Origin of the sequence: Psychromonas arctica (assembly GCF_038155225.1) — a bacterium.
GTDB classification, from domain to species: domain Bacteria; phylum Pseudomonadota; class Gammaproteobacteria; order Enterobacterales; family Psychromonadaceae; genus Psychromonas; species Psychromonas arctica_B.
In genome coordinates, this window is sequence record NZ_JBAKBA010000033.1 from 1 (window position 1) to 19,996 (window position 19,996).

General features: G+C 34.9%; 21 protein-coding genes. 13 read left to right on the top strand and 8 right to left on the bottom strand.

From position 1 onward, the window contains the following. Positions 1-713 precede the first annotated feature (713 nt). From sbcB to V6255_RS13215, 10 genes are all read left to right on the top strand, one after another. Entirely contained in the window at positions 714-2,144 is a 1,431-nt protein-coding gene (gene sbcB / locus V6255_RS13170) for an exodeoxyribonuclease I (RefSeq protein ID WP_341628576.1), read from the top strand. A gap of 67 nt (positions 2,145-2,211) precedes the next feature. Then, positions 2,212-2,784, top strand: coding sequence for a hypothetical protein (locus V6255_RS13175; RefSeq protein ID WP_341628577.1), 573 nt, complete (start codon positions 2,212-2,214; stop codon positions 2,782-2,784). Positions 2,785-2,919: 135 nt separating this feature from the next. Next, positions 2,920-3,885, top strand: coding sequence for a cysteine synthase A (gene cysK / locus V6255_RS13180; RefSeq protein ID WP_341628578.1), 966 nt, complete (start codon positions 2,920-2,922; stop codon positions 3,883-3,885). A gap of 397 nt (positions 3,886-4,282) precedes the next feature. After that, entirely contained in the window at positions 4,283-4,540 is a 258-nt protein-coding gene (locus tag V6255_RS13185; protein WP_025564234.1) for an HPr family phosphocarrier protein, read from the top strand. Positions 4,541-4,587: 47 nt separating this feature from the next. Then, entirely contained in the window at positions 4,588-6,309 is a 1,722-nt protein-coding gene (gene ptsI, locus V6255_RS13190) for a phosphoenolpyruvate-protein phosphotransferase PtsI (RefSeq protein WP_341628579.1), read from the top strand. 78 nt (positions 6,310-6,387) lie between these two features. Beyond that, on the top strand, positions 6,388-6,897 hold the full coding sequence (gene crr / locus V6255_RS13195) for a PTS glucose transporter subunit IIA (protein ID WP_341628580.1): 510 nt from the start codon (positions 6,388-6,390) through the stop codon (positions 6,895-6,897). A gap of 150 nt (positions 6,898-7,047) precedes the next feature. Next, the gene (locus V6255_RS13200; protein ID WP_341628581.1) at positions 7,048-7,398 is read left to right on the top strand and encodes an ArsC family reductase; all 351 of its coding nucleotides are present in this window, start codon (positions 7,048-7,050) and stop codon (positions 7,396-7,398) included. A 9-nt stretch (positions 7,399-7,407) separates the two neighbouring features. Then, on the top strand, positions 7,408-8,541 hold the full coding sequence (gene dapE, locus V6255_RS13205; RefSeq protein WP_341628582.1) for a succinyl-diaminopimelate desuccinylase: 1,134 nt from the start codon (positions 7,408-7,410) through the stop codon (positions 8,539-8,541). Further along, positions 8,538-9,224, top strand: a complete 687-nt coding sequence (locus tag V6255_RS13210) for a M15 family metallopeptidase (RefSeq protein WP_341628583.1) — start codon at positions 8,538-8,540, stop codon at positions 9,222-9,224. The genes dapE and V6255_RS13210 overlap by 4 nt, the downstream gene beginning before the upstream one ends. A gap of 21 nt (positions 9,225-9,245) precedes the next feature. Then, positions 9,246-9,632 carry a PilZ domain-containing protein gene (locus V6255_RS13215; protein ID WP_341628584.1) on the top strand — a complete coding sequence of 129 codons (387 nt, stop codon included), beginning with the start codon at positions 9,246-9,248 and terminating at the stop codon, positions 9,630-9,632. Positions 9,633-9,785: 153 nt separating this feature from the next. On the opposite strand, the gene V6255_RS13220 is transcribed toward V6255_RS13215, so the two are convergent. Next, positions 9,786-10,268 (bottom strand): YajQ family cyclic di-GMP-binding protein, encoded by a 483-nt coding sequence (locus tag V6255_RS13220; RefSeq protein WP_160062185.1) that lies wholly within the window; start codon positions 10,266-10,268, stop codon positions 9,786-9,788. Between the two features lie 222 nt (positions 10,269-10,490). On the opposite strand from V6255_RS13220, the gene V6255_RS13225 reads away from it, so the two are divergent. Next, positions 10,491-11,414, top strand: coding sequence for a 2-dehydropantoate 2-reductase (locus V6255_RS13225; RefSeq protein WP_341628585.1), 924 nt, complete (start codon positions 10,491-10,493; stop codon positions 11,412-11,414). On the opposite strand, the gene V6255_RS13230 is transcribed toward V6255_RS13225, so the two are convergent. The 6 genes from V6255_RS13230 to yejK form a co-directional block, all read right to left on the bottom strand. Next, on the bottom strand, positions 11,392-12,399 hold the full coding sequence (locus V6255_RS13230; protein WP_341628586.1) for an LPP20 family lipoprotein: 1,008 nt from the start codon (positions 12,397-12,399) through the stop codon (positions 11,392-11,394). The two genes, V6255_RS13225 and V6255_RS13230, sit on opposite strands and share 23 nt — an antisense overlap. 78 nt (positions 12,400-12,477) lie before the next feature. Further along, positions 12,478-13,713: a hypothetical protein gene (locus V6255_RS13235; protein WP_341628587.1), complete on the bottom strand. Its 1,236-nt coding sequence runs from the start codon at positions 13,711-13,713 to the stop codon at positions 12,478-12,480. 82 nt (positions 13,714-13,795) lie between these two features. After that, the gene (locus V6255_RS13240; RefSeq protein ID WP_160062193.1) at positions 13,796-14,395 is read right to left on the bottom strand and encodes a penicillin-binding protein activator LpoB; all 600 of its coding nucleotides are present in this window, start codon (positions 14,393-14,395) and stop codon (positions 13,796-13,798) included. Positions 14,396-14,484: 89 nt separating this feature from the next. Then, on the bottom strand, positions 14,485-14,832 hold the full coding sequence (locus V6255_RS13245; protein ID WP_341628588.1) for an HIT domain-containing protein: 348 nt from the start codon (positions 14,830-14,832) through the stop codon (positions 14,485-14,487). Between the two features lie 119 nt (positions 14,833-14,951). After that, complete coding sequence (locus tag V6255_RS13250) at positions 14,952-15,818, bottom strand: 6-carboxytetrahydropterin synthase (RefSeq protein WP_341628589.1); 867 nt, start codon at positions 15,816-15,818, stop codon at positions 14,952-14,954. A gap of 107 nt (positions 15,819-15,925) precedes the next feature. Continuing rightward, the gene (gene yejK / locus V6255_RS13255; RefSeq protein WP_341628590.1) at positions 15,926-17,002 is read right to left on the bottom strand and encodes a nucleoid-associated protein YejK; all 1,077 of its coding nucleotides are present in this window, start codon (positions 17,000-17,002) and stop codon (positions 15,926-15,928) included. Between the two features lie 190 nt (positions 17,003-17,192). Between yejK and V6255_RS13260 the strand changes: the two genes are divergently transcribed. Next, positions 17,193-17,417, top strand: a complete 225-nt coding sequence (locus V6255_RS13260; protein WP_160062201.1) for a DUF1414 domain-containing protein — start codon at positions 17,193-17,195, stop codon at positions 17,415-17,417. Positions 17,418-17,422: 5 nt separating this feature from the next. Continuing rightward, positions 17,423-19,234, top strand: a complete 1,812-nt coding sequence (locus V6255_RS13265) for a DUF3413 domain-containing protein (RefSeq protein ID WP_341628591.1) — start codon at positions 17,423-17,425, stop codon at positions 19,232-19,234. Between the two features lie 146 nt (positions 19,235-19,380). Here V6255_RS13265 and V6255_RS13270 read toward each other — a convergent pair whose 3' ends face one another. After that, positions 19,381-19,995: a nitroreductase gene (locus V6255_RS13270; protein WP_341628592.1), complete on the bottom strand. Its 615-nt coding sequence runs from the start codon at positions 19,993-19,995 to the stop codon at positions 19,381-19,383. Position 19,996 lies beyond the last annotated feature (1 nt).

The window sequence follows — 19,996 nt, forward strand, 5'->3', positions numbered from 1 at the left end:
CTAAATAAGTTTAATTAAATAGAATATTTGAAGCCTGCTATACGCAGGCTTTTTTATGCCTGTAATAAAATACATTAAATTAAATGTATGAAATGGCATGGCAGATAGAACAACGAAATCGAACCAAGTTAACACCCAAAATAAAGTGCTAGTCCTACTAGTTCTTATTTCTAAATAAGTTTAATTAAATAGAATATTTGAAGCCTGCTATACGTAGGCTTTTTTGTGCCTGTAACAAAATAAATCGCATACGAAATCTAAACAAACATAAAGTTGTGATTGTCTATTCAAAAAATGAATTAATATTTTCCAATAAAACAAAAAAAAGATAATTTCACTATTGTTTATAGAAAAACATTTAAAATAAGCGGTTTAATTTAACAGTCTTTTATGACTTAAAAGCCTTAAAACCTACTGAAAGGTAAACTATTTAAATTTAAAGTCCCAACATTGCCCTTCCCTTTTTTAAGTTAAAAAATGAAACAATAGTTGTTACACTCCATCAAAAATAACAACTTTAATTTCACAATCTTGTAACTACCGCTTCAAATAGCAAATAATCAACGTCAAAAGAAGAGTTAAACAATATTTAAAGATATTAAGAAGCTAACTTGACAGAATCTACTTAATTTCAAAGACATTTATTGCAATTGATTCGCTTTTTATGATCAAATTAGCCACAATATAATGACTCAAGCAATAGGTAAAAGAATATGAATCAAGAATCTCCAAGCCTTCTCTGGCACGATTATGAAACTTTCGGATTAAATCCAGGAACGGACCGCCCCTCTCAATTTGCAGGAATTCGTACCGATCTTGATTTGAATGTCATTTCTGAACCTTATCAATGGTATTGCAGACCACCTAATGATTACTTGCCAGCCCCAGAAGCGTGTTTAGTGACAGGCATAACACCGCAATATGCATTGCAACATGGTGAATTTGAAAACCAATTTATATTTAATATATTGCAACAATTTCAACAAAAAAACACTTGTGTCGTTGGCTATAACAACATTCGATTTGATGATGAAGTTACACGTTTTACTTTGTATCGTAATTTTCACGATCCTTACCAGAGAGAATGGCAAAATGGGTGTTCTCGTTGGGACATTATTGACATGGTTCGTGCTTGCTATGCACTTAGACCTGATGGCATTGAATGGGTATTTGATGAAAACGATGCACCAAGTTTTAAACTGGAATTATTAACAAAAGCCAACAACATTATTCATCAGCAAGCTCATGATGCTATGTCTGATGTTTATGCAACCATTGCGATGGCAAAATTAATCAAAACCACACACCCAAAATTATATGATTATTGCTATAGCTTGAGACAAAAAAATAAAGTACTGAATGAATTGAAATTAGGCACCTTTACTCCTTTGGTTCATATTTCAGGCATGTTTACTGCAATGCAAGGTTGTTGTTCTTATATTTTACCGATAGCACAACATCCAACAAATAATAACGCAGTCATTGTCCTCGATTTAAATAAAGATATTTCACAATTGTTATCGTTAAGTATTGAAGAGATCCAATCATATTTGTACACCGCAACAGATAACTTACCAGAAGGGATCAACAGACCACCGATTAAATTAATCCATATTAATAAATGCCCTATTGTCGCAAGTGCAAAAACATTAAGTGCTGAACGAGCAAAAGAATTAGGTGTGGAAGCAAAACAATGCCGACAATCTATGGATACTTTTTCAGCGAATAAGCACTTAGTTGAAAAATTAATCGCGGTTTTTGATATAGAATCTAAAAGTAATAAAGAGCAGCAGCCAGAGCAAAAATTATATTCTGGAGGTTTTCCGACAGCCAATGACAAAAATCAAGCAAAAGCGATCACAACTTTGTCACCACAACAGATAGCTGATTACCAAGCTACTTTTGATGATCCTAATTTCGATAATTTATGGTGGCGATACAAAGCAAGGAATTATCCACAAATTTTATCACTTGAAGAACAACAAAAATGGGCAAGACACAGGGAGGCTTATCTTATTGAACATGTCGATAATTATGTCGCTCGTTTAGAAATACTAGCAATTGAGCATCAACATAGCCCAGAAAAGATAGAAGTTTTGCAAAAACTGGGACATTACTTAGAATTTTTAACAGGTAATACATAAAAAACACAAAAAATGTTCTATTATAATTTGATTATATTAATCATACTATCAGAACATGGGATATTTAATGAGGGGCTTACCTGTATTACGACTATTTGTTTTTATACTATTAAGCTCTTCTATTGTTTCAAGTTTTGCTAAAGACATACCTAAAAATCAATTGCAAATGGACTACCAAAATAGTTTAAATGGTAACGATTTCTTTGATTATCCTTTTTTGACGGTATACCAAATACCAGACGCAACCTATCAATACCTTAACTCTGCTTTTAGCCGCTTTTATCGAAGCGTTTCATTCAATACTTCAATCAAAGACAGTACCTTTGTAAAAAGTAATCAATATGAAATTATTTCAATCCCTTTCATTGAAGCTAACAGCCATTATTTTCAGTTTGAATTATTCGGTAAACTATCTGACTCTGAATACAACGTTCGAAGTGAAATGACCAAAAATAATGTTCTTTATCAATATAACGAAAATTCTGAGGTGTTAGATATTTATAACAGCACACTTGCTTTAGGTGCAGGAATAAGTTTTCAAACAACCCCATTTAGTAAAGTTAAAGTTTTATTTTCTAATGAAAGTTTACCTGGTTATGGTAATAGCCAAGCATTAATTGGATTTGAATCTCAATTTTAAAGGCTCACTACACTGCAAACTCTACATAGCTCAAAAATCTATATGGTATAACAAAATTTCACTTCCCCATTTGCACACATTGGATATGCTACTATCCATTAATAATTCAAACACCCAACTGATAGGAACAATATTATGAGTAAGATTTTTAGCGATAATTCACAAACCATTGGTTATACGCCATTAGTACGTTTAAATAATGTGACAACTGGTAATGTATTTGTAAAGGTTGAAAGTCGTAATCCAAGTTTCAGTGTTAAAGACCGTATCGGTGCAAACATGATTGATGCAGCTGAGAAAAATGGCACATTAACAAAAGATGTTGAATTAGTTGAAGCAACCAGTGGTAATACTGGTATTGCACTTGCTTTTGTTGCCGCAGCTCGAGGTTATAAAATCACTCTAACAATGCCAAACACAATGAGTGTTGAACGTCGTAAATTATTGAAAGCATTAGGTGCTAACTTAGTACTAACTGATGGTGCATTAGGCATGAAAGGCGCAATCAATAAAGCAGAAGAACTTGGTGCTTCTACAACTGGTAAATACTTAGTATTACGTCAATTCGAAAACCCTGCAAACCCGCAAATCCATGTTGATACAACAGGTCCTGAAATCTGGAATGATACTGACGGTGAAATCGATGTTTTTGTAGCTGGTGTTGGTACTGGTGGTACAATTTCTGGTGTAAGTCGTTACATTAAAGAAATCCAAGGTAAGAAAATCATCAGTGTTGCTGTTGAACCAACAGATTCACCTGTTATTTCACAAACATTAGCAGGCGAAGACATTAAACCTGGTCCACATAAAATCCAAGGTATCGGTGCTGGTTTCATTCCTAAAAACTTAGATATGTCATTAATTGATCGAGCTGAACAAGTTAGCAACGAAGATTCAATTAATATGGCTCGTCGTTTAATGGAAGAAGAAGGTATTTTAGCCGGTATTTCTTCTGGTGCAGCAGTTGTAGCAGCAGCACGTTTAGCAGCAGAACCTGAATTCAAAGATAAAAATATTGTTGTAATCTTGCCAAGTTCTGGTGAGCGTTATTTATCAACCGCGCTTTTTGCTGGTGTTTTTGAAGGTGAAAACTTCGCATAACATCTAAAACATGGATTAAAAAAGGTACTTTTTAGTACCTTTTTTTATATGAAATGAAAGTCGAAATTCAGCTGCGGTCAAAAAACGCACAAAAACAACAATAATACGTAGTTTTAGCCTTCAAAGAGGAGAAAGTCGTTGACCTATCTCTCCTTATTTAGGATCATTAAATATGATTTTGGACTTTTCAAAAAAGGCACGTTAAACACGGATTTACTTGAGTTGAAGCACAATATTCTAGTTAAGAAGTATTATCATTTAGATGTTATTTCTACCTCTCATTTTTAGTGTTTATTATTGTTCATTTTGACAATTCCAATGTCACTCAATAGCAATTTTTATCTATATCAATTAAAATCGCTATCATTAAAAATTCAATTTTATTTAAGGTGTTACCATGTATCAAAAAACAGTAACTATCACAGCTCCAAACGGCCTTCATACTCGTCCTGCTGCTCAATTTGTGAAAGAAGCAAAATCATTTGCATCTGACATCTCAGTTGAAGTTGGAACTAAATCTGCAAGCGCTAAAAGTCTTTTCAAACTACAAACTTTAGGCTTAACTCAAGGCACTTCAGTAAACATCAAAGCCGAAGGCGCTGATGAGCAAAAAGCTGTTGATACGCTAGTTGAGTTAATGGCAACATTAGTTTAATTCAAGTATCTTTTATTAGATTAAATTTAGTAGTTTAAGGATAGGTTATGATATCTGGCATACTGGCATCCCCTGGTATTACGTTTGCAAAAGCGTTGTTATTACAAGAAGACGAAATTTCTCTCAATACTGAGAAAGTAAGCAATATTGAACATGAAATAACTCGATTTGTTGATGGCAGAGCAAAAACTTCAGCTCAACTTGAAATAGTCAAGCAAAAAGCTCTTGAGACATTTGGTGAAGAGAAAGAAGCGATCTTCGAAGGGCATATAATGCTGCTTGAAGATGAAGAGCTTGAAGAAGATATCATCACCTATATGAAAGCCAACAAGTGTACTGCCGACTTCGCTATCAATGCGGTTGTAGAAGAAAATGCACAAATGTTGCAAGAATTAGATGATCCTTATTTACGTGAACGTGCTGCTGATTTCCGCGATATCGGTAACCGTTTATTAAAAAATGTATTGGGCATCGAACTTATTAATTTAAGTGATATATCAGAAGAAGTTATTTTAATTGCAAATGACTTAACACCTTCTGAAACAGCACAAATTAACCTTGATAAAGTACTAGGCTTTATTACCGATATTGGTGGTCGTACTTCTCACACATCAATCATGGCACGTTCATTAGAAATTCCAGCTATCGTTGGTACTAATGATATTACTAAATGTGTTAAAAATGGTGATATGGTTATTCTTGATGCAATGAATAACAAGATCATTATTAACCCAACCAAAATTCAGCTAGCTGAAGCAAAATCAGTTCGTGATGATTTCTTAAATGAAAAAGCTGAACTTGCTAAGTTAAAAGACCTTCCTGCAACAACGCTAGATGGTCATCAAGTAGAAATAGGTTCAAATGTCGGTTCAGTTAAAGATACTGATGGTGCTAAACGTAACGGTGCTGAATGTGTTGGTCTATACCGCACAGAGTTTCTGTTTATGGATAGAGACCAATTACCTACAGAAGATGAGCAATTCCTTGCTTATAAAGATGTAGTTGAAGCGATGGAAGGTAAATCTTGTATTATCCGTACGATGGATATTGGTGGCGATAAAGATCTACCATACTTAAACTTACCAACAGAATTAAATCCATTTTTAGGATGGCGCGCGATCCGTATTTGTTTCGACCGTCCTGAAATAATGAATCCTCAATTGCGAGCACTATTACGCGCTTCTGCATTTGGTAAAATTCGCATTATGTTCCCAATGATCATTTCAGTTGAAGAAATTCGCAAACTGAAAGATATTTTAGAGACATTGAAAGCAGATTTAACTGAAGCAAACGTTGCTTTCGACAAAGAGATTGAAATCGGTGTTATGATTGAAACACCAGCAGCGGCTGCAATTGCACACCACTTAATTAAAGAAGTAGACTTCTTTAGTATTGGTACTAATGATTTAACACAATATACCCTTGCTGTTGACCGTGGTAATGAATTAATTTCAGATCTATACAACCCATTAACACCGTCTGTATTAACGATCATTAAATCTGTCATTGATGCTTCTCATGCAGCAGGCAAATGGACAGGTATGTGTGGCGAATTAGCAGGTGATGAGCATGCTACATTACTATTATTAGGTATGGGATTAGATGAGTTCTCTATGAGTGCAATCTCGATTCCAACTGTTAAGAAAATAATTCGTAGTACCACTTTTGCAGATGCGAAAGAATTAGCAGACAAAGCACTTTCTATGGCAACAGCTGCAGAAATCGAAGCGCTAGTTAACGACTTCAATCATGCTAAAGGTATTAGTTAACTAATTGATAAAAAGGTAATATAACAACCTAATATTACCTTTTTATTTTATTCTATTAAAAACTTGGAGTTTACTAATATGGGTTTTTTTGATTCATTAAAAAAAGCAGTTACAGGCAGTACACCAACAGCAAATACCATTGATATTATTGCACCTATTTCTGGTGAGATTGTTGCAATTGAAGATGTGCCAGATGTAGTTTTTGCAGAAAAAATTGTTGGAGATGGTATTGCCATTCGCCCAACAGGTAACAAAATGGTTGCTCCTTGTGATGGTGAAATTGGCAAAATTTTTGAAACAAACCATGCATTTTCAATAGAATCTGATACTGGCATTGAATTATTTGTACATTTTGGTATTGATACTGTTGAGTTAAAAGGTGAAGGTTTCACTCGTATTGCTCAAGAAGGCCAAAAAGTTAAAGCTGGTGATACCATCATTGAATTTGATCTTGCGTTCTTAACTGAAAAAGCAAAATCGATTTTAACACCTGTTGTTATTTCAAACATGGATGAAATTAAAGAACTACAAAAAATGTCTGGCACTGTTGAAGTTGCTACTGATATTGTTCTTAAAATCGTTAAATAATAATAACCTTGTATTGTTATTGAAGAGTCGCTTATGCGACTCTTTTACTTTATAAAGACCAAGCTTAGAGACCTCGCTTAAATTTTTCTTCTTGTCCCTTTTTTTGCTACAATTAATTATTCTTTCTATTTCAATTTGTAAGCATTTATTATGACAACAATCATGTACGGTATCCCTAATTGCGATACGATAAAAAAAGCCCAAAAATGGCTTAACGATAATAATATTCCATTTACTTTCCATGACTACCGTAAAGATGGTTTAGATAACGAGTTACTAGCACAGTTGTACGTCACATCAAGTTGGGAACAACTGCTCAATAAACGCAGTACAAGCTACCGAGCCCTCACTGAACAACAAAAAGAAACACTTGATGAAACGACTGTTCGTCCGTTATTTATCGAATTCCCTACTTTAATTAAACGCCCTGTTGTTATTCATCAAGGTAATGCTATCGTCGGGTTTAATATTAAAAACTATCAACAATTTTTTGCAGTATAAGGAAGTACAATGACTCACTCGCCTGTTGTAACATTATTAGAAGACTTAATCAGCCGACGTTCGGTAACTCCCGAAGATGCCGGTTGCCAAGACTTGCTTATTGCTCGTTTAGAAAAACTAGGTTTTGTATGTGAAACCATGGAATTTGAAGACACCTTAAATCTATGGGCGAGAAAAGGTACTGAAGCTCCTTTATTCTGTTTTGCAGGGCATACAGATGTTGTGCCAACAGGACCAGAAAGTAAATGGGATACGCCTCCTTTTGAACCGACTATCATTGACGGTATGTTATATGGTCGTGGTGCTGCCGATATGAAAAGTGGTATTGCAGCTTTCATCATTGGTTTGGAAGCCTTTATTGAAGAGCATAAAGATCACAAAGGCTCTATTGCATTATTAATCACAAGTGATGAGGAAGGCCCATTTATTAATGGTACAACACGTGTTATTGATGTTTTAGAAGCTAGAAATGAAAAAATTGACTACTGTATTGTGGGTGAACCATCAAGCACTAGCCATGTTGGTGATATCATTAAAAACGGTCGTCGTGGCTCATTAACTGCTGATATTGTTTTTAAAGGTACACAAGGTCATGTTGCTTACCCTCATCTAGTCAACAACCCTATTCATCTTGCGACACCAGTATTGACCGAACTATTTCAAACTGAATGGGATAAAGGGAATCAATACTTCCCAGCAACGAGCTTTCAAATTACTAATTTTAATTCAGGTACTGGTGCAAGTAACGTTGTTCCTGGTGATGCTATCGTACAATGTAACTTTCGTTACTCTACGGAATTAACGGCTGACATTTTAACTGAAAAAGTTGAACGCATTCTTAATAAAGCAGAATTTGAATACGATATTAAGTGGACTTATAACGGGCAACCTTTTATCACCGAACCAGGTTCGTTAACCGATGCAGTAGCACAAGCGATTTTATCAACTAATGGTATCACAACAGAGCTATCAACAAGTGGTGGGACTTCTGATGCACGCTTTATTGCGCCTACAGGTGCTCAGGTCGTTGAATTAGGCCCAATCAATGCCACGATACATAAAGTGAATGAATCGACTAATATCGCGCAATTAGACGAACTAGTAGATATCTTTAAATTAACCCTTAAGAATCTACTTGCATGACCTCGATTGCCATGACGCCGATGCAATTAACCGGTCAAGTGCAAACTCATCTTGTTGAGTTTGCACCCAACAGACTGCTACATAAACAAGTTATTGCTGACTTCACTGCCCTTCAACGGGCAGCTAAGCAACAAGGCTTTACTTTGCATATTGCAAGTGCATTTCGCAGCTTTGAGCGTCAAATGCACATTTGGAATAATAAATATTCTGGCGTTACGGCTATTTTGGATAAAAATGAGAAACCTGTCGATATTCAAAATATAAGCGAAGTAGAGAAACTTTATAAATTATTGCATTGGTCTGCCCTTCCCTCTGCGAGCCGCCATCATTGGGGAACGGATATTGATGTTTATGATCCGACATTGCTGCCTTCGAATCAATCTTTACAGCTACAAAAAAATGAATACTTAAATGGCGGTTATTTTTCAGAGTTAACAGAATGGTTAGGTAATAATATTCAACAGTTTGGCTTCTATCGTCCTTATCAACACGATCAAGGTGGTGTTGCCCAAGAGCCTTGGCACATCAGTTATTTTCCGTTAGCAGATAAATTTTTATCTCAATTAGATTTAAATCTTATTTCAAGTACGCTAAAGCAACATCCAGTGTTAGGTAATTCGCTAATTCAACAAGAGTTACCTATCATATATAAACAATATATTTGCAACATTAATGCACGCTAAATGTTCACTAAAGGAATAATTATGTCTGAACGTCGTAAGTTTTCACGTATAAAATTTCAATGTCACTGCTCGCTTATTTTTGATGGAAAAATTCCAGCACATGATTTTGATGCATCACTAGTTGATATTTCACTCAATGGCGCATTAATTGCTGTTACAACCCTTTCCCCTAATGTTATTCACGAGCAGGTTCAGATAAATCTAATACTTGAAGGATCTGATGTGCAACTGTTATTAAATGGTATAGTTTGCCATCAACAAGAGCTGTTATTAGGTATTCAATTTACTACTATTGAATTAGAAACAATGACCCATTTAAAACGTATCATTGAGCTTAATTTAGCTGATCATAACGAGATGCACAGAGAGTTTGAACAACTCATAGAAATGTATATCGCAGAGAGCTAACACAGTTCCAAAAGCTTTTATTGAACATTAGACTAATGTAATCATTATAAAATGTGCAGCATAAACTACACATTATAAAAAATGACCAATAATGGAAGTACAATATAGTGAACTAGCTATATTAAAGCCCTAGTTCACTTATCCGTTTGAATATTAGTCTTTAAAGTTATTAAATTGAAAGCCCATTCCAAGATCACATTCTTTAACTAAGCGCATCGCTTGTTGTAAATCGTCACGTTTTTTACCTGTTACACGTAACTGATCACCTTGAATAGAAACTTGAACTTTAATTTTGCTATCTTTGATTTGTTTTACCAATTTTTTAGCTGTCGGCTGATCAACACCTACTTTAAACTTAACATTTTGAGACCAAAACTTACCCGATTGGTCACATTTTTCTGCATCCATAGCGCGCGTATCAACACCACGTTTAGCTAAGTTTGCGCGCAACATGTCACGTAATGCATTGATTTGCATATCCGCTTCTGCTTCTATTTTGACCACTTCTTTGTTAAGTGCGATAGATGCTTTTACACCACGAAAGTCATAACGAGTACCAAGCTCACGGCTAGTGTTATCAACAGCATTTTTTACTTCTATCAAATCAATTTCTGAGACAATATCAAATGAAGGCATTTTTATTCCTTAATAAACAGTTTAAAATAATATCAGATGAATTTACCAGAAAACGACTCAATCATCTATCCATACACTCTACTTTGTTGCTTGTATCTTATAATACAAATTAGCATAATGAAGAGACTAGCTAATCGCGATACATAAACAACCCACTAAATGGTCTAATAATAAGCGAACAAGTGAGTAAATAAGTCAGTTAACAAATATGTAGAGGATTATATGATTCAGATTATTGGTGCAGGTGCGATTGGTTGCTTATGGTTAGCAAAACTACATCAATCTGGATATCCATGTCATCTCGTTTCTCGCCCCAGTGCTAAACCCCCTCAGCAACAATTATATTTTACTGACTTACAGGGGCAACAGCATCAATTTGCTATTTCACATAGTCAGCAATTATTAACATCGAAGGTAGATGTCCAACAAAGCACTATATTAGTTTGTGTTAAAGCACCTCAAGTACTTTCTGCTTTACTCAATCAACAGCAGCATATAAGTCCTCATCAAGTTATTATCTTAATGCATAATGGTTATGGTTGTGCAGAAGAAGTAAAACATCACTTTCCAGAGAACTCTATCATTTGTGCAACAACTGCAAATGCAAGCTTATTAAATAGTCCATTGAATGTCACTCATACTGGCATAGGACCTAGTTATTTTGGTGTTTTTCAATCAACTTATAAACTCACTATTATTGATAATAATTTAAAAAAACACCTTGAGCCTTTGCAAAATGTAATGGCAGATGTATATTGGACCGAGAAAATCCTTGAGAAATGTTGGCTAAAGTTAATCATTAATGCCGCTATTAATCCACTTACGGCGATCCATCAAATTACCAATGGTCAATTACAAGCATCACAATACAAAGCTTTAATTCAACCTTTAGTATTAGAAGTATTTAGTATTGCAGAAGCTGAGCAGATTGATTTTGAATTGACCGAGTTACAACAAACTGTTTCAAATGTTATTAAAGCAACTGCTGGAAATTATTCATCAATGAATAGGGATATTTTTTACGGTAGGGAGACTGAAATTGAATATATCAATGGTTACCTTATAAAAAAAGCGCAACAACATAACATTGCAACGCCTATTTTAAGTGATTTATACCAACAAATTAAAGTGTTGGAGAATCGCTAATTAACTGCTGTAAATATTCATTCATACGGCTATTTAATTTATCTTGTAATCGAGGTGTTAATAATTCTTTTTGTTTAGAAGATACTTTAACTGGCCATCTTTTACGGCTAATCACTTGGTCATTCTCAGTAATGGTTAACACATAACTACCACGTAACCAATGCCAAGCATCAATATAGGCAGGCTTAATCATATCCATCTTTGCTGATATTCGTAATGGCGATGCATCTACTACTGTAACACCTAAGTGAGATAGTCCAGCCTCAAGTGAGGACTGTTGTGACTCAATATCAGCCTCTACACTGACTTTTAATGATGCCAATTGTTGTCTAATTAATTGTTCTACTTTTTGACTTAAAATATCAACAGGAATACCACTACCACTAATATAATTAAGTTGTAAGTCTGCCATTTTACGTGTTATTTGTATATCTCTAGCAGTTCGTAATGCATTAACCGCTACAATCGAGTTAGGTGCAACGTTAATACTATAATCAATTAACTCAGCCGTTTGTTCGTCTAAATCTATAATTGACTCCGTTAAGTTTTGTGCTGCGCTAATGCGATGCAAAACAGCAAGTGCATAATATTCACCAGTAGGACTTAACCAACTTTCTTTTATTTCTACTCCCTGAATTGCCTGCTCACTTTCCGTTTCAATATTTCTATGCAAAGTACTTGAGCTTTCCATTGTCACCCCTAGGACGCTTTCTTCCTTTACTGCTTCTGTTAATGTTTTTGTTTCCGCTTTTACATTAACAGAGAAGATCTCAGCTAAATTTGCGATCGCGTTTTTTGAAGCGCGAGTACGATTTGAAGCATCACCTACTGCAGTTAAATAAACTTGGCCAGAATATTTATTCTGAGCATGATCAATCCAATCTGGTCGCTCTGTTTCAGCCTTTTCTTCATTTGTTGGTGCTGCACACGCACTGAGTAAAAACAACGACAATAAAATAGGTAATGCTAATGTTATTTTTTTCATACTGATTCCTTAGCTTTTTAATTTTTTAGCTTCGTTAATACTTTTGATTTCTTAATGAGCATTAATTAACACGAAATATTATTGTTGGTAATGGAAAATTTTATCAGATAAACCAGTTGCCAAAATAACATGTTGTTTACCTTGGTTTAAATTGACTGGATTCTCACTTTGGTTGTTTGTTGAAATAGCAATATTATCAAAACTTGTTTCTAAATAACCAAACTGTACGGTTGCTGGCAGCATATTCCAACTACGAAGATCGGCTACTTCACTTAAAAGAGTCGCAAGATTTAATAAAGCGCCTAACAATGGATCTTTTTTCTGTGCTTCTTCTACTAATTTGTATTTTGCAACAGCACGAGTAGTAGTGAGTAGTAGAATAGAAGGATATTCTTTATCTAAATCTTCTCTTGCTAAAGTATCAATATTTTCAATTAAGGCGCTATTTACTCTATGTATACCATCACTAATATTTGCTTGTTGCTGCAATATTCTTGTATTTGGATAACCAGGTACAGAGACTCTAATTAACTGTCTACCATTAAAGCTGGGCACGACTATGCTACGTTGTTCTTTATTAGAGACCACACCATTAAAATATAAGATAAAGACTTGTTTATTTAAGTTAGTTTTTTTTGCAAGGCTAGGATATAGTTTACTGTAACGATCGTACTCTTGATCATTTCCCATCTTTTTACTTGCACGAAGCAAGCCTAACTTTAGACCTTCAGGTAATCCTATTTGACGCTTATTAAGTATATTTTCTGTTAATTGATAGCTAATAAATGCGTCTGACCGTTCATCTAATAGCTCATAGATAATAGCGGATAATAAATGTGTACTTGCTAATTGACCGCTCAGGTCTTCACCTTCTGACAACTTTTTCATTTCAACATCTGCTTGCAACATTTCAATGCGTGCACCTTCGATATCCTGGTTAAATAGATAACTTAAAGCCAACATATTATGGACCATGACTCGGTCTAATGGATAACCACTGTAGCGCCTTAAGGTCTCATTGACAGTACCCGCTGCGACATTTTCTGTGATAGAAATAGCAGACAATAATTGCATTTCATTATTCGCGGTAGATAAAGATTCTATGGCAGATGTAAACTCACCAGACAACAATTGTAGATAGCCTAGGTTAAGATAATACTGAGCAATATCACTGGTATCGGGTTTATTCTCTTGTAAGATAGAAAGGATATGTTCAGGACTTGTTTGTCTTAGCTCATTAGCTAGTTTATTGTTATTTTGTTGGGCAACACAGCCCGTTAGCAATAATAAAAGAACAATAAGCAATTTGTGCATAATAATTCCACTTTAAATAAAATAGGCCCGTATTCGAGCCTATTGATAGTGTGCTTAAACACACTACATATCAGTTATATGCTTATAGACGAAGTTTACTGTTTTTAATCAGCTTTTTAATTTTCTTCTCACCAACCCAAACTTTACGATTATCTTTAAGGCTAATTAACTCTAAGTTAACTTGGTAATAACGAACTTGTGTTGTGCCATCAACATCAACAATCGTATTGATTTGACCTTGCATAATATAATCTGCGCCGTATTCTTGCCCTGCTTCTTTGCGCGTTGCTTCTGTTGCATTTAAATCTTGGTCTGCACGTTCATCTCGAATTTCTTGACGGTTAGCAGAACTTGCAACAAATTGAACTTCACCTGAATTTATTAACTCGCGCTCCATATTGGCAACAAACGTATTAGTATTAATATGTTCATGGCTTAAGTTTTTAACGCGTCCCACTATCACAACCGGATCTTTACCTTCACTTTGTACAAACTTTGAGATCCAAGTTCGAGATAAAGAATCTTCAATCATTTCACGAGCCACAAGCTGTGAATCGGTATCGTTCCAAGCTCCACTCAAATCAATTTGCTCTTGCGCATCTAAACGTTCAACTGATGTAGAACAAGCTGACAACATTAAAGTCGCTGCGACTGCAAGCCAAAAACTAGACTGTATTTTCATCGTAAACTCCACTTATAAAAGAAAAATAACAAAAGTAAGGCATTAACCTTACTCTAAAGTTCTGAAATTATTAAACTTAACTCATTAGCTCAGGCAATTAATTTACCTAGGGTTTTTCCACCTAACAAATGCAAGTGGATATGATAGACCTCTTGTCCCCCATCGCTATTACAATTCATAATTAAACGATAACCAGACTCTGCGATGCCTTCTTGCTTAGCCAATTGCTTAGCGACTGTATACATTTTGCCGATTAAAAACTCATCTTCAACTTCAATATCATTCGCGGTTGCAATCAGTTTATTGGGAATAATTAAAATATGCACTGGAGCTTGTGGTGAAATATCACGAAAAGCAGTAACGTATTGATCTTGATAAAGCATATCCGATGGGATCTCTTTATCAATTATTTTTCTAAAAATCGTTTCTTCTGGCATTTTAAAACCTCAGTATTAATTTCAATTTTAGCAAGTAAAGCAATGTCTTATAAAAGCATCATAGCAAATCACTGCAACACAAGCACGATTCCATATTTAAGTGATGAAAACATAAACGATTAAAGTTCTACAATCGCACCTTTACCAATACCTTCGTATGCATACACTGTTACGCTGTTATCACCCTCTTCCTGTTTAATGGTTTCACAGATAAAGCGAGCTAACTCCTCTACTGTTGTATCATTATCAAGTACTTCACAACGACTCGCAGGCATTAATAGTTCAAAGTAACCTTGCGGCGCATGATAAGCAGAACAATGCATTGGTACATTTGATTTAGCAGTAATAAAAGATAGTTCACTACGATCTAGCACATCACTTGTACTTGCTAAATAAATATCTGTCCAACGCTTAGTCCACTTTTCAACCCATAACTCACTATATTCACCGTTTATAAAAATATCAATTTTAGAGCGATGACCATGTGCGATGCGTTGGCAATTTCCATTATGCTTTTTTAGTCCATGCGTATAGTGATAATAAGGCGTTGTAATCTGTTCAGGACGTAATGCAATGCTTAAACCCGTCACATTATCTGGTAGTTTTTTTAATATCACTTTTTCTAGGTAACTGGCTAATAGGCTTGTCGTAATATCTTCACTGTCTAATAAACAATAAGCTTCATGAGGACTTTTTAATTGAATAACACTATTGTCATTCAGTACATAATCCACTTGTGTTCGATCTTCTTCAAATGTCACAGTACAGTTAGGAGCGGCTTGTGGTACCAACAATTTATGATCGACTTCTGAATCTATAATCGCTTTGATTTGTTTTTTAACCAATGCAAAATCTAAAATCATAGATTGCTCATTTAACTGGCCATCTAATACCACATCAACTTGGTAACTATCCCCTACAAAACCACGTTTTGCATCTAAGTAAGTTGAATCAATAACCGTTAAGTCACGTACAAATAATTTCATTTTTAATCTCTTATCTATTGTAATTAAGCTGCTTAACCCTTCTTACTTAACCTTTGTTATTGGGCGAATTAAGTAGCTTAACAACAACAATGAATTAAATCGGTTAATTAAAATGGCGCTTTGCCATCATCCAATATTGTTTCTGTAATAACGAGTTCACCAGAGTCAATTAAGGCATCACGTTTAAGTTGTTCACGTAAATTAGGCGGTATACCTTGAATGGTCAGCGTATCGGATGCTTCATCATATTTAATAGAAGAGCCTAAATGTTTTTGGTCAAAGCTGATATTCATGCCACCCCCTGTGCCAACATATTTAGTTAATTTACGCATGAGTGTTCTATCGGCTGGAAAATTTTCTTCTAGTTGATAATCTTCACTCACAAAATCATAAAAACTACCTTCTAAATCTGAAGTACTTTGAAACTCTTCTGATAGTGCCGACAAATCAATATCTTCACCCTCTTTTAATTGCTCTTTACAGTAATTAGAAGTCACTTCTCGTACTGCTTGTTTTTGCTCTGTTGGCAGCTCTTGTTTTTCACAAAACTCTTCTACGGCTTTTAATAAACCTTCATTTTGTACTTTTGCATCAAAACCTTCCTTAGCGCCCATGAAATCAAGGAAAAAATCTGAAACTTTACGACCTACACGTCCTTTGATAAATGAAATATAACGATTGGCTTCAGGATCACGCTTTAATAACGTTAAATCGATACGTGCCACTAATTGAATCTTACTTGTTTCAATGTGCTGACTGACTTGCAGCTCTAAATTTTCATTCACACTTATCGATTGATTATTTTGTAATAATGCAATTAATAAATAGTCGCTGGTTGTCCAAGTATATTTACTAACTAGTAATACACCTTCTTCTGCAAAATCATGCTCTTTTAATTCATCAACAAAGCGCCCTGCTGCTTGTTGAGAAAAACCAACGAAATCTAACTCACCATTTAATTCTTCGGTTAATGCGCGTTGGAATAGTTGGGATTTTTCGCCTTCATTAGCAAAATAAGCGAATGCTTTATTCGATTTACTTTGATAACTGCGGTGTAAATCCATCACAAGTTGTTCAATAGAAGGTGAAATAGGTAACTCACCTTCGCGCATTTTACATTTTAAGACGCCTTCACTGTTGTAATTCAAAGAGTGTAAAATAATGTTAGTAGCGGAAACGTTCATAGAAAAATGACCTTGTTGGAAGCGAAAGAACTTAATTGATAAATTATACACACAGCAAAGGATCTTGAAACAGGAAATATTAGGTTAATTATCTGATCAACTTTTAAAATTCGCGTTGTTAAGTGATTGGTATAATAATACGAGTGCGGTATCATAACGCAATTATTATTCCTTACATTAGAAGTTTATTATGCCAATTCAATCAAAGTACTCTAGCCAGAAAATAGAATCTATCCTTGACCAAGTAATGGAAGTATTACATGAAAATGATGTGTCAGTAGATTTGAGCTTAATGATACTTGGTAACAGCATTACACATGTTATCAATAGTCAGGTACCAACCTCACAACGTAAAGCCATTAGTGACAAATTTGTAAAAGCATTAAGTGCTTCTATCAATTTAAAAGATAAATAAAGCAGATGGTTGAAACGGGTCATAAATTTCACGATAACGTAGCCAAAAAAGTCGCATGGGCGCATTGGTTTACGTTTTTCAATATCGTTGCTATTTCTTTAATTAGCTTACGGTATATTGCATATTCAGGATTAGCTGACACAGGGTTAGGCATTGTCTATCAATTCGTCAGTTTATTAGGGCATTTTAGTTTTCTTTCCGCCGTTGTATTCGGCATCCTAATATTTCCTTTAGCATTTATTATATCGAATAATTTATTGTATCGGTTAATTTCCATTTTGATCGCCACTACGGCAATCACTTTCTTAATTGTTGACACACAAATATTCCGACTTTATGAGTTTCACCTGAACCCTCTGATCTGGCAATTTTTACAAAAACCAGAACAGGTAGAAGAAATTTATTCAATTAACCTACATTATATTTCGATTCCTATTACCTTCGCGCTAGAAGTTTTTTTCTCATTAATTCTATGGAAAAAAGTTCGCAACATACAAGCAAAGCAGATAGGTAAACCGATTGCTTTATTCTTGTTTGCTAGTTTTGTACTGAGTCACCTTGTGTTTATTTGGGCTGATGCAACTCAATATCGTCCAATTACTCATCAAAAATCCTTATACCCTCTCTCTTATCCTATGACTGCACGTACTTTCCTTAAAAAACAAGGTTGGTTAAATGAGGATATTATACAAAAAAGAGAGCTTGGGGCTGCTGGTACAAACCAACAAGAACTCAACTATCCACTTGAGAAGTTAGTTTACTCAAAGAGTCCAACTGCAAGCGCTGATAAGAATATATTAATTATTAATATCGAGTCTTTAAGAGCGGACATGCTGAACCCTCAAAATATGCCAAACCTCCAAGCACTAGCTGATCAAGGTATTAATTTTAAAAATCATTTCAGTGGTGCAAATAATAACGAACAAGGTGTATTCAGCCTGTTTTATGGCCTGCCTAATAGTTATTGGTACGGGGTCACTGAGAACCATATACCACCTGTTTTCATGACTAAAATTAACGAAGAAAATCGTCCTATTGGTCTTTTTTCAAGCATAGGTTTTGTACATCCTAAATTTTTACAAAGTAGCTTTAGTCACTTAAAAGGCAAAAACAACGTCTATTATTCAAAAGCACAAAACAATAATCAAGTGATTCAACAATGGGGTGAATGGATAACCTCTCAAAGCAAGACCACTCCTTGGTTTGGTTATATATATTTGGAACAACAAAACGAGCACTTATTTAACCAACCAAGTAAAAAATCGATCCCACAACAAACAGAGCGCTTAGCGTTGTACCAATCACAAGTGAGTACTATTGATAACCAAGTAGCCCGTTTAATTGATAAATTAAAGCAACAAAAACAATATGAAAATACAGTTATTGTCATTACTGGAACACATGGTCAATCGTTTAAAGAGCAGAATACAAATGATGCTTTAATCAGCGGTGCGAATGTACCTATGGTGCTAATTTGGCCTAATAAAGCGCCTCGAACTATCTATAGAATGACCAGCCATGTAGATATTATCCCAACACTTATGCAGGATATATTTGGTATTGAAAATCAAAGTAATCAATACAGTAGTGGTCATTATTTATTAAAAGACAATGATAGAGAATATGTTTTATCAGGTGACATTAATAATTATATTATCTACGAAGACCGTAAAATCACACAGTTTTCAGGTAATGGAGATATTAATAGTATTGACTGGCAAGGTGAACATATTGAAGCAAATGAACACAATGATAAATTTAATATCACTTTATTAATCGATGTGTTATCTACTTTACGCCGCTTTAATCAAAACTAATTTAGTTAAAAATAAGCAGTAAAAAGGCCGATAAAAATAATAGCTTTTATCGGCCTTTTGTATTTAAACTAATATAACTTACGTCTAAATTACTAGTACATTTTACTATTATTCTGATGACAATATCACCAACAAGTGAGCGTCACTTATTTACGAACACTTTCATTCGTTGATTCAAATAACGGCGTTAATTGATTATTACCAATCCATTTATGACAGTGTGGAGCAACATCTGAACGTTTTTTAATACGATGCTCTTTCTTAGTCCCTAGCATAATAAAAGCAACAGGTTCTTGCTGTTTAGTCAGGCCAAATAACTCATGAACTTGCGTTAGTTCCGCAGCATCGGTGCTATACCAAATAGCTGCGATATCTTCTTGTTCTGCTGCTAGCAAGATATTTTGACATCCTGCTGCCGCAGCTAACACTTGATCTCTTCTAGACACTGCATGAGGTTCGACGATATCAGCTGAAACCAGTACCACCATTGGTGCATCTTTTAAGTAGTTGGTTAACCGACGAATGCGCGCAGGTTCAATATGACCAGCATTATCCAGCCAAGCATGACACATTGACTCGCACATGCTTGGAACATACTCTGTATCAACAACCACTAAATGCCATGGTTTGATATTGCCATGATCAGGCGCGCTCATTACCGCTTGAAAGATACGTTTTAGTTTTTCACTATCGGGTGCAGGATGCTGCATCTCATGTACATGACATGAACTACGTTGATAAATAAGATCTAATGCTGACACT

Bases quoted from the DNA above. Each gene is read 5' to 3' on its own strand.
- sbcB (WP_341628576.1), top strand. From the start codon at position 714: ATGAATCAAGAATCTCCAAGCCTTCTCTGGCACGATTATGAAACTTTC.
- V6255_RS13175 (WP_341628577.1), top strand. From the start codon at position 2,212: ATGAGGGGCTTACCTGTATTACGACTATTTGTTTTTATACTATTAAGC.
- cysK (WP_341628578.1), top strand. From the start codon at position 2,920: ATGAGTAAGATTTTTAGCGATAATTCACAAACCATTGGTTATACGCCA.
- V6255_RS13185 (WP_025564234.1), top strand. From the start codon at position 4,283: ATGTATCAAAAAACAGTAACTATCACAGCTCCAAACGGCCTTCATACT.
- ptsI (WP_341628579.1), top strand. From the start codon at position 4,588: ATGATATCTGGCATACTGGCATCCCCTGGTATTACGTTTGCAAAAGCG.
- crr (WP_341628580.1), top strand. From the start codon at position 6,388: ATGGGTTTTTTTGATTCATTAAAAAAAGCAGTTACAGGCAGTACACCA.
- V6255_RS13200 (WP_341628581.1), top strand. From the start codon at position 7,048: ATGACAACAATCATGTACGGTATCCCTAATTGCGATACGATAAAAAAA.
- dapE (WP_341628582.1), top strand. From the start codon at position 7,408: ATGACTCACTCGCCTGTTGTAACATTATTAGAAGACTTAATCAGCCGA.
- V6255_RS13210 (WP_341628583.1), top strand. From the start codon at position 8,538: ATGACCTCGATTGCCATGACGCCGATGCAATTAACCGGTCAAGTGCAA.
- V6255_RS13215 (WP_341628584.1), top strand. From the start codon at position 9,246: ATGTCTGAACGTCGTAAGTTTTCACGTATAAAATTTCAATGTCACTGC.
- V6255_RS13220 (WP_160062185.1), bottom strand. From the start codon at position 10,268: ATGCCTTCATTTGATATTGTCTCAGAAATTGATTTGATAGAAGTAAAA.
- V6255_RS13225 (WP_341628585.1), top strand. From the start codon at position 10,491: ATGATTCAGATTATTGGTGCAGGTGCGATTGGTTGCTTATGGTTAGCA.
- V6255_RS13230 (WP_341628586.1), bottom strand. From the start codon at position 12,399: ATGAAAAAAATAACATTAGCATTACCTATTTTATTGTCGTTGTTTTTA.
- V6255_RS13235 (WP_341628587.1), bottom strand. From the start codon at position 13,713: ATGCACAAATTGCTTATTGTTCTTTTATTATTGCTAACGGGCTGTGTT.
- V6255_RS13240 (WP_160062193.1), bottom strand. From the start codon at position 14,395: ATGAAAATACAGTCTAGTTTTTGGCTTGCAGTCGCAGCGACTTTAATG.
- V6255_RS13245 (WP_341628588.1), bottom strand. From the start codon at position 14,832: ATGCCAGAAGAAACGATTTTTAGAAAAATAATTGATAAAGAGATCCCA.
- V6255_RS13250 (WP_341628589.1), bottom strand. From the start codon at position 15,818: ATGAAATTATTTGTACGTGACTTAACGGTTATTGATTCAACTTACTTA.
- yejK (WP_341628590.1), bottom strand. From the start codon at position 17,002: ATGAACGTTTCCGCTACTAACATTATTTTACACTCTTTGAATTACAAC.
- V6255_RS13260 (WP_160062201.1), top strand. From the start codon at position 17,193: ATGCCAATTCAATCAAAGTACTCTAGCCAGAAAATAGAATCTATCCTT.
- V6255_RS13265 (WP_341628591.1), top strand. From the start codon at position 17,423: ATGGTTGAAACGGGTCATAAATTTCACGATAACGTAGCCAAAAAAGTC.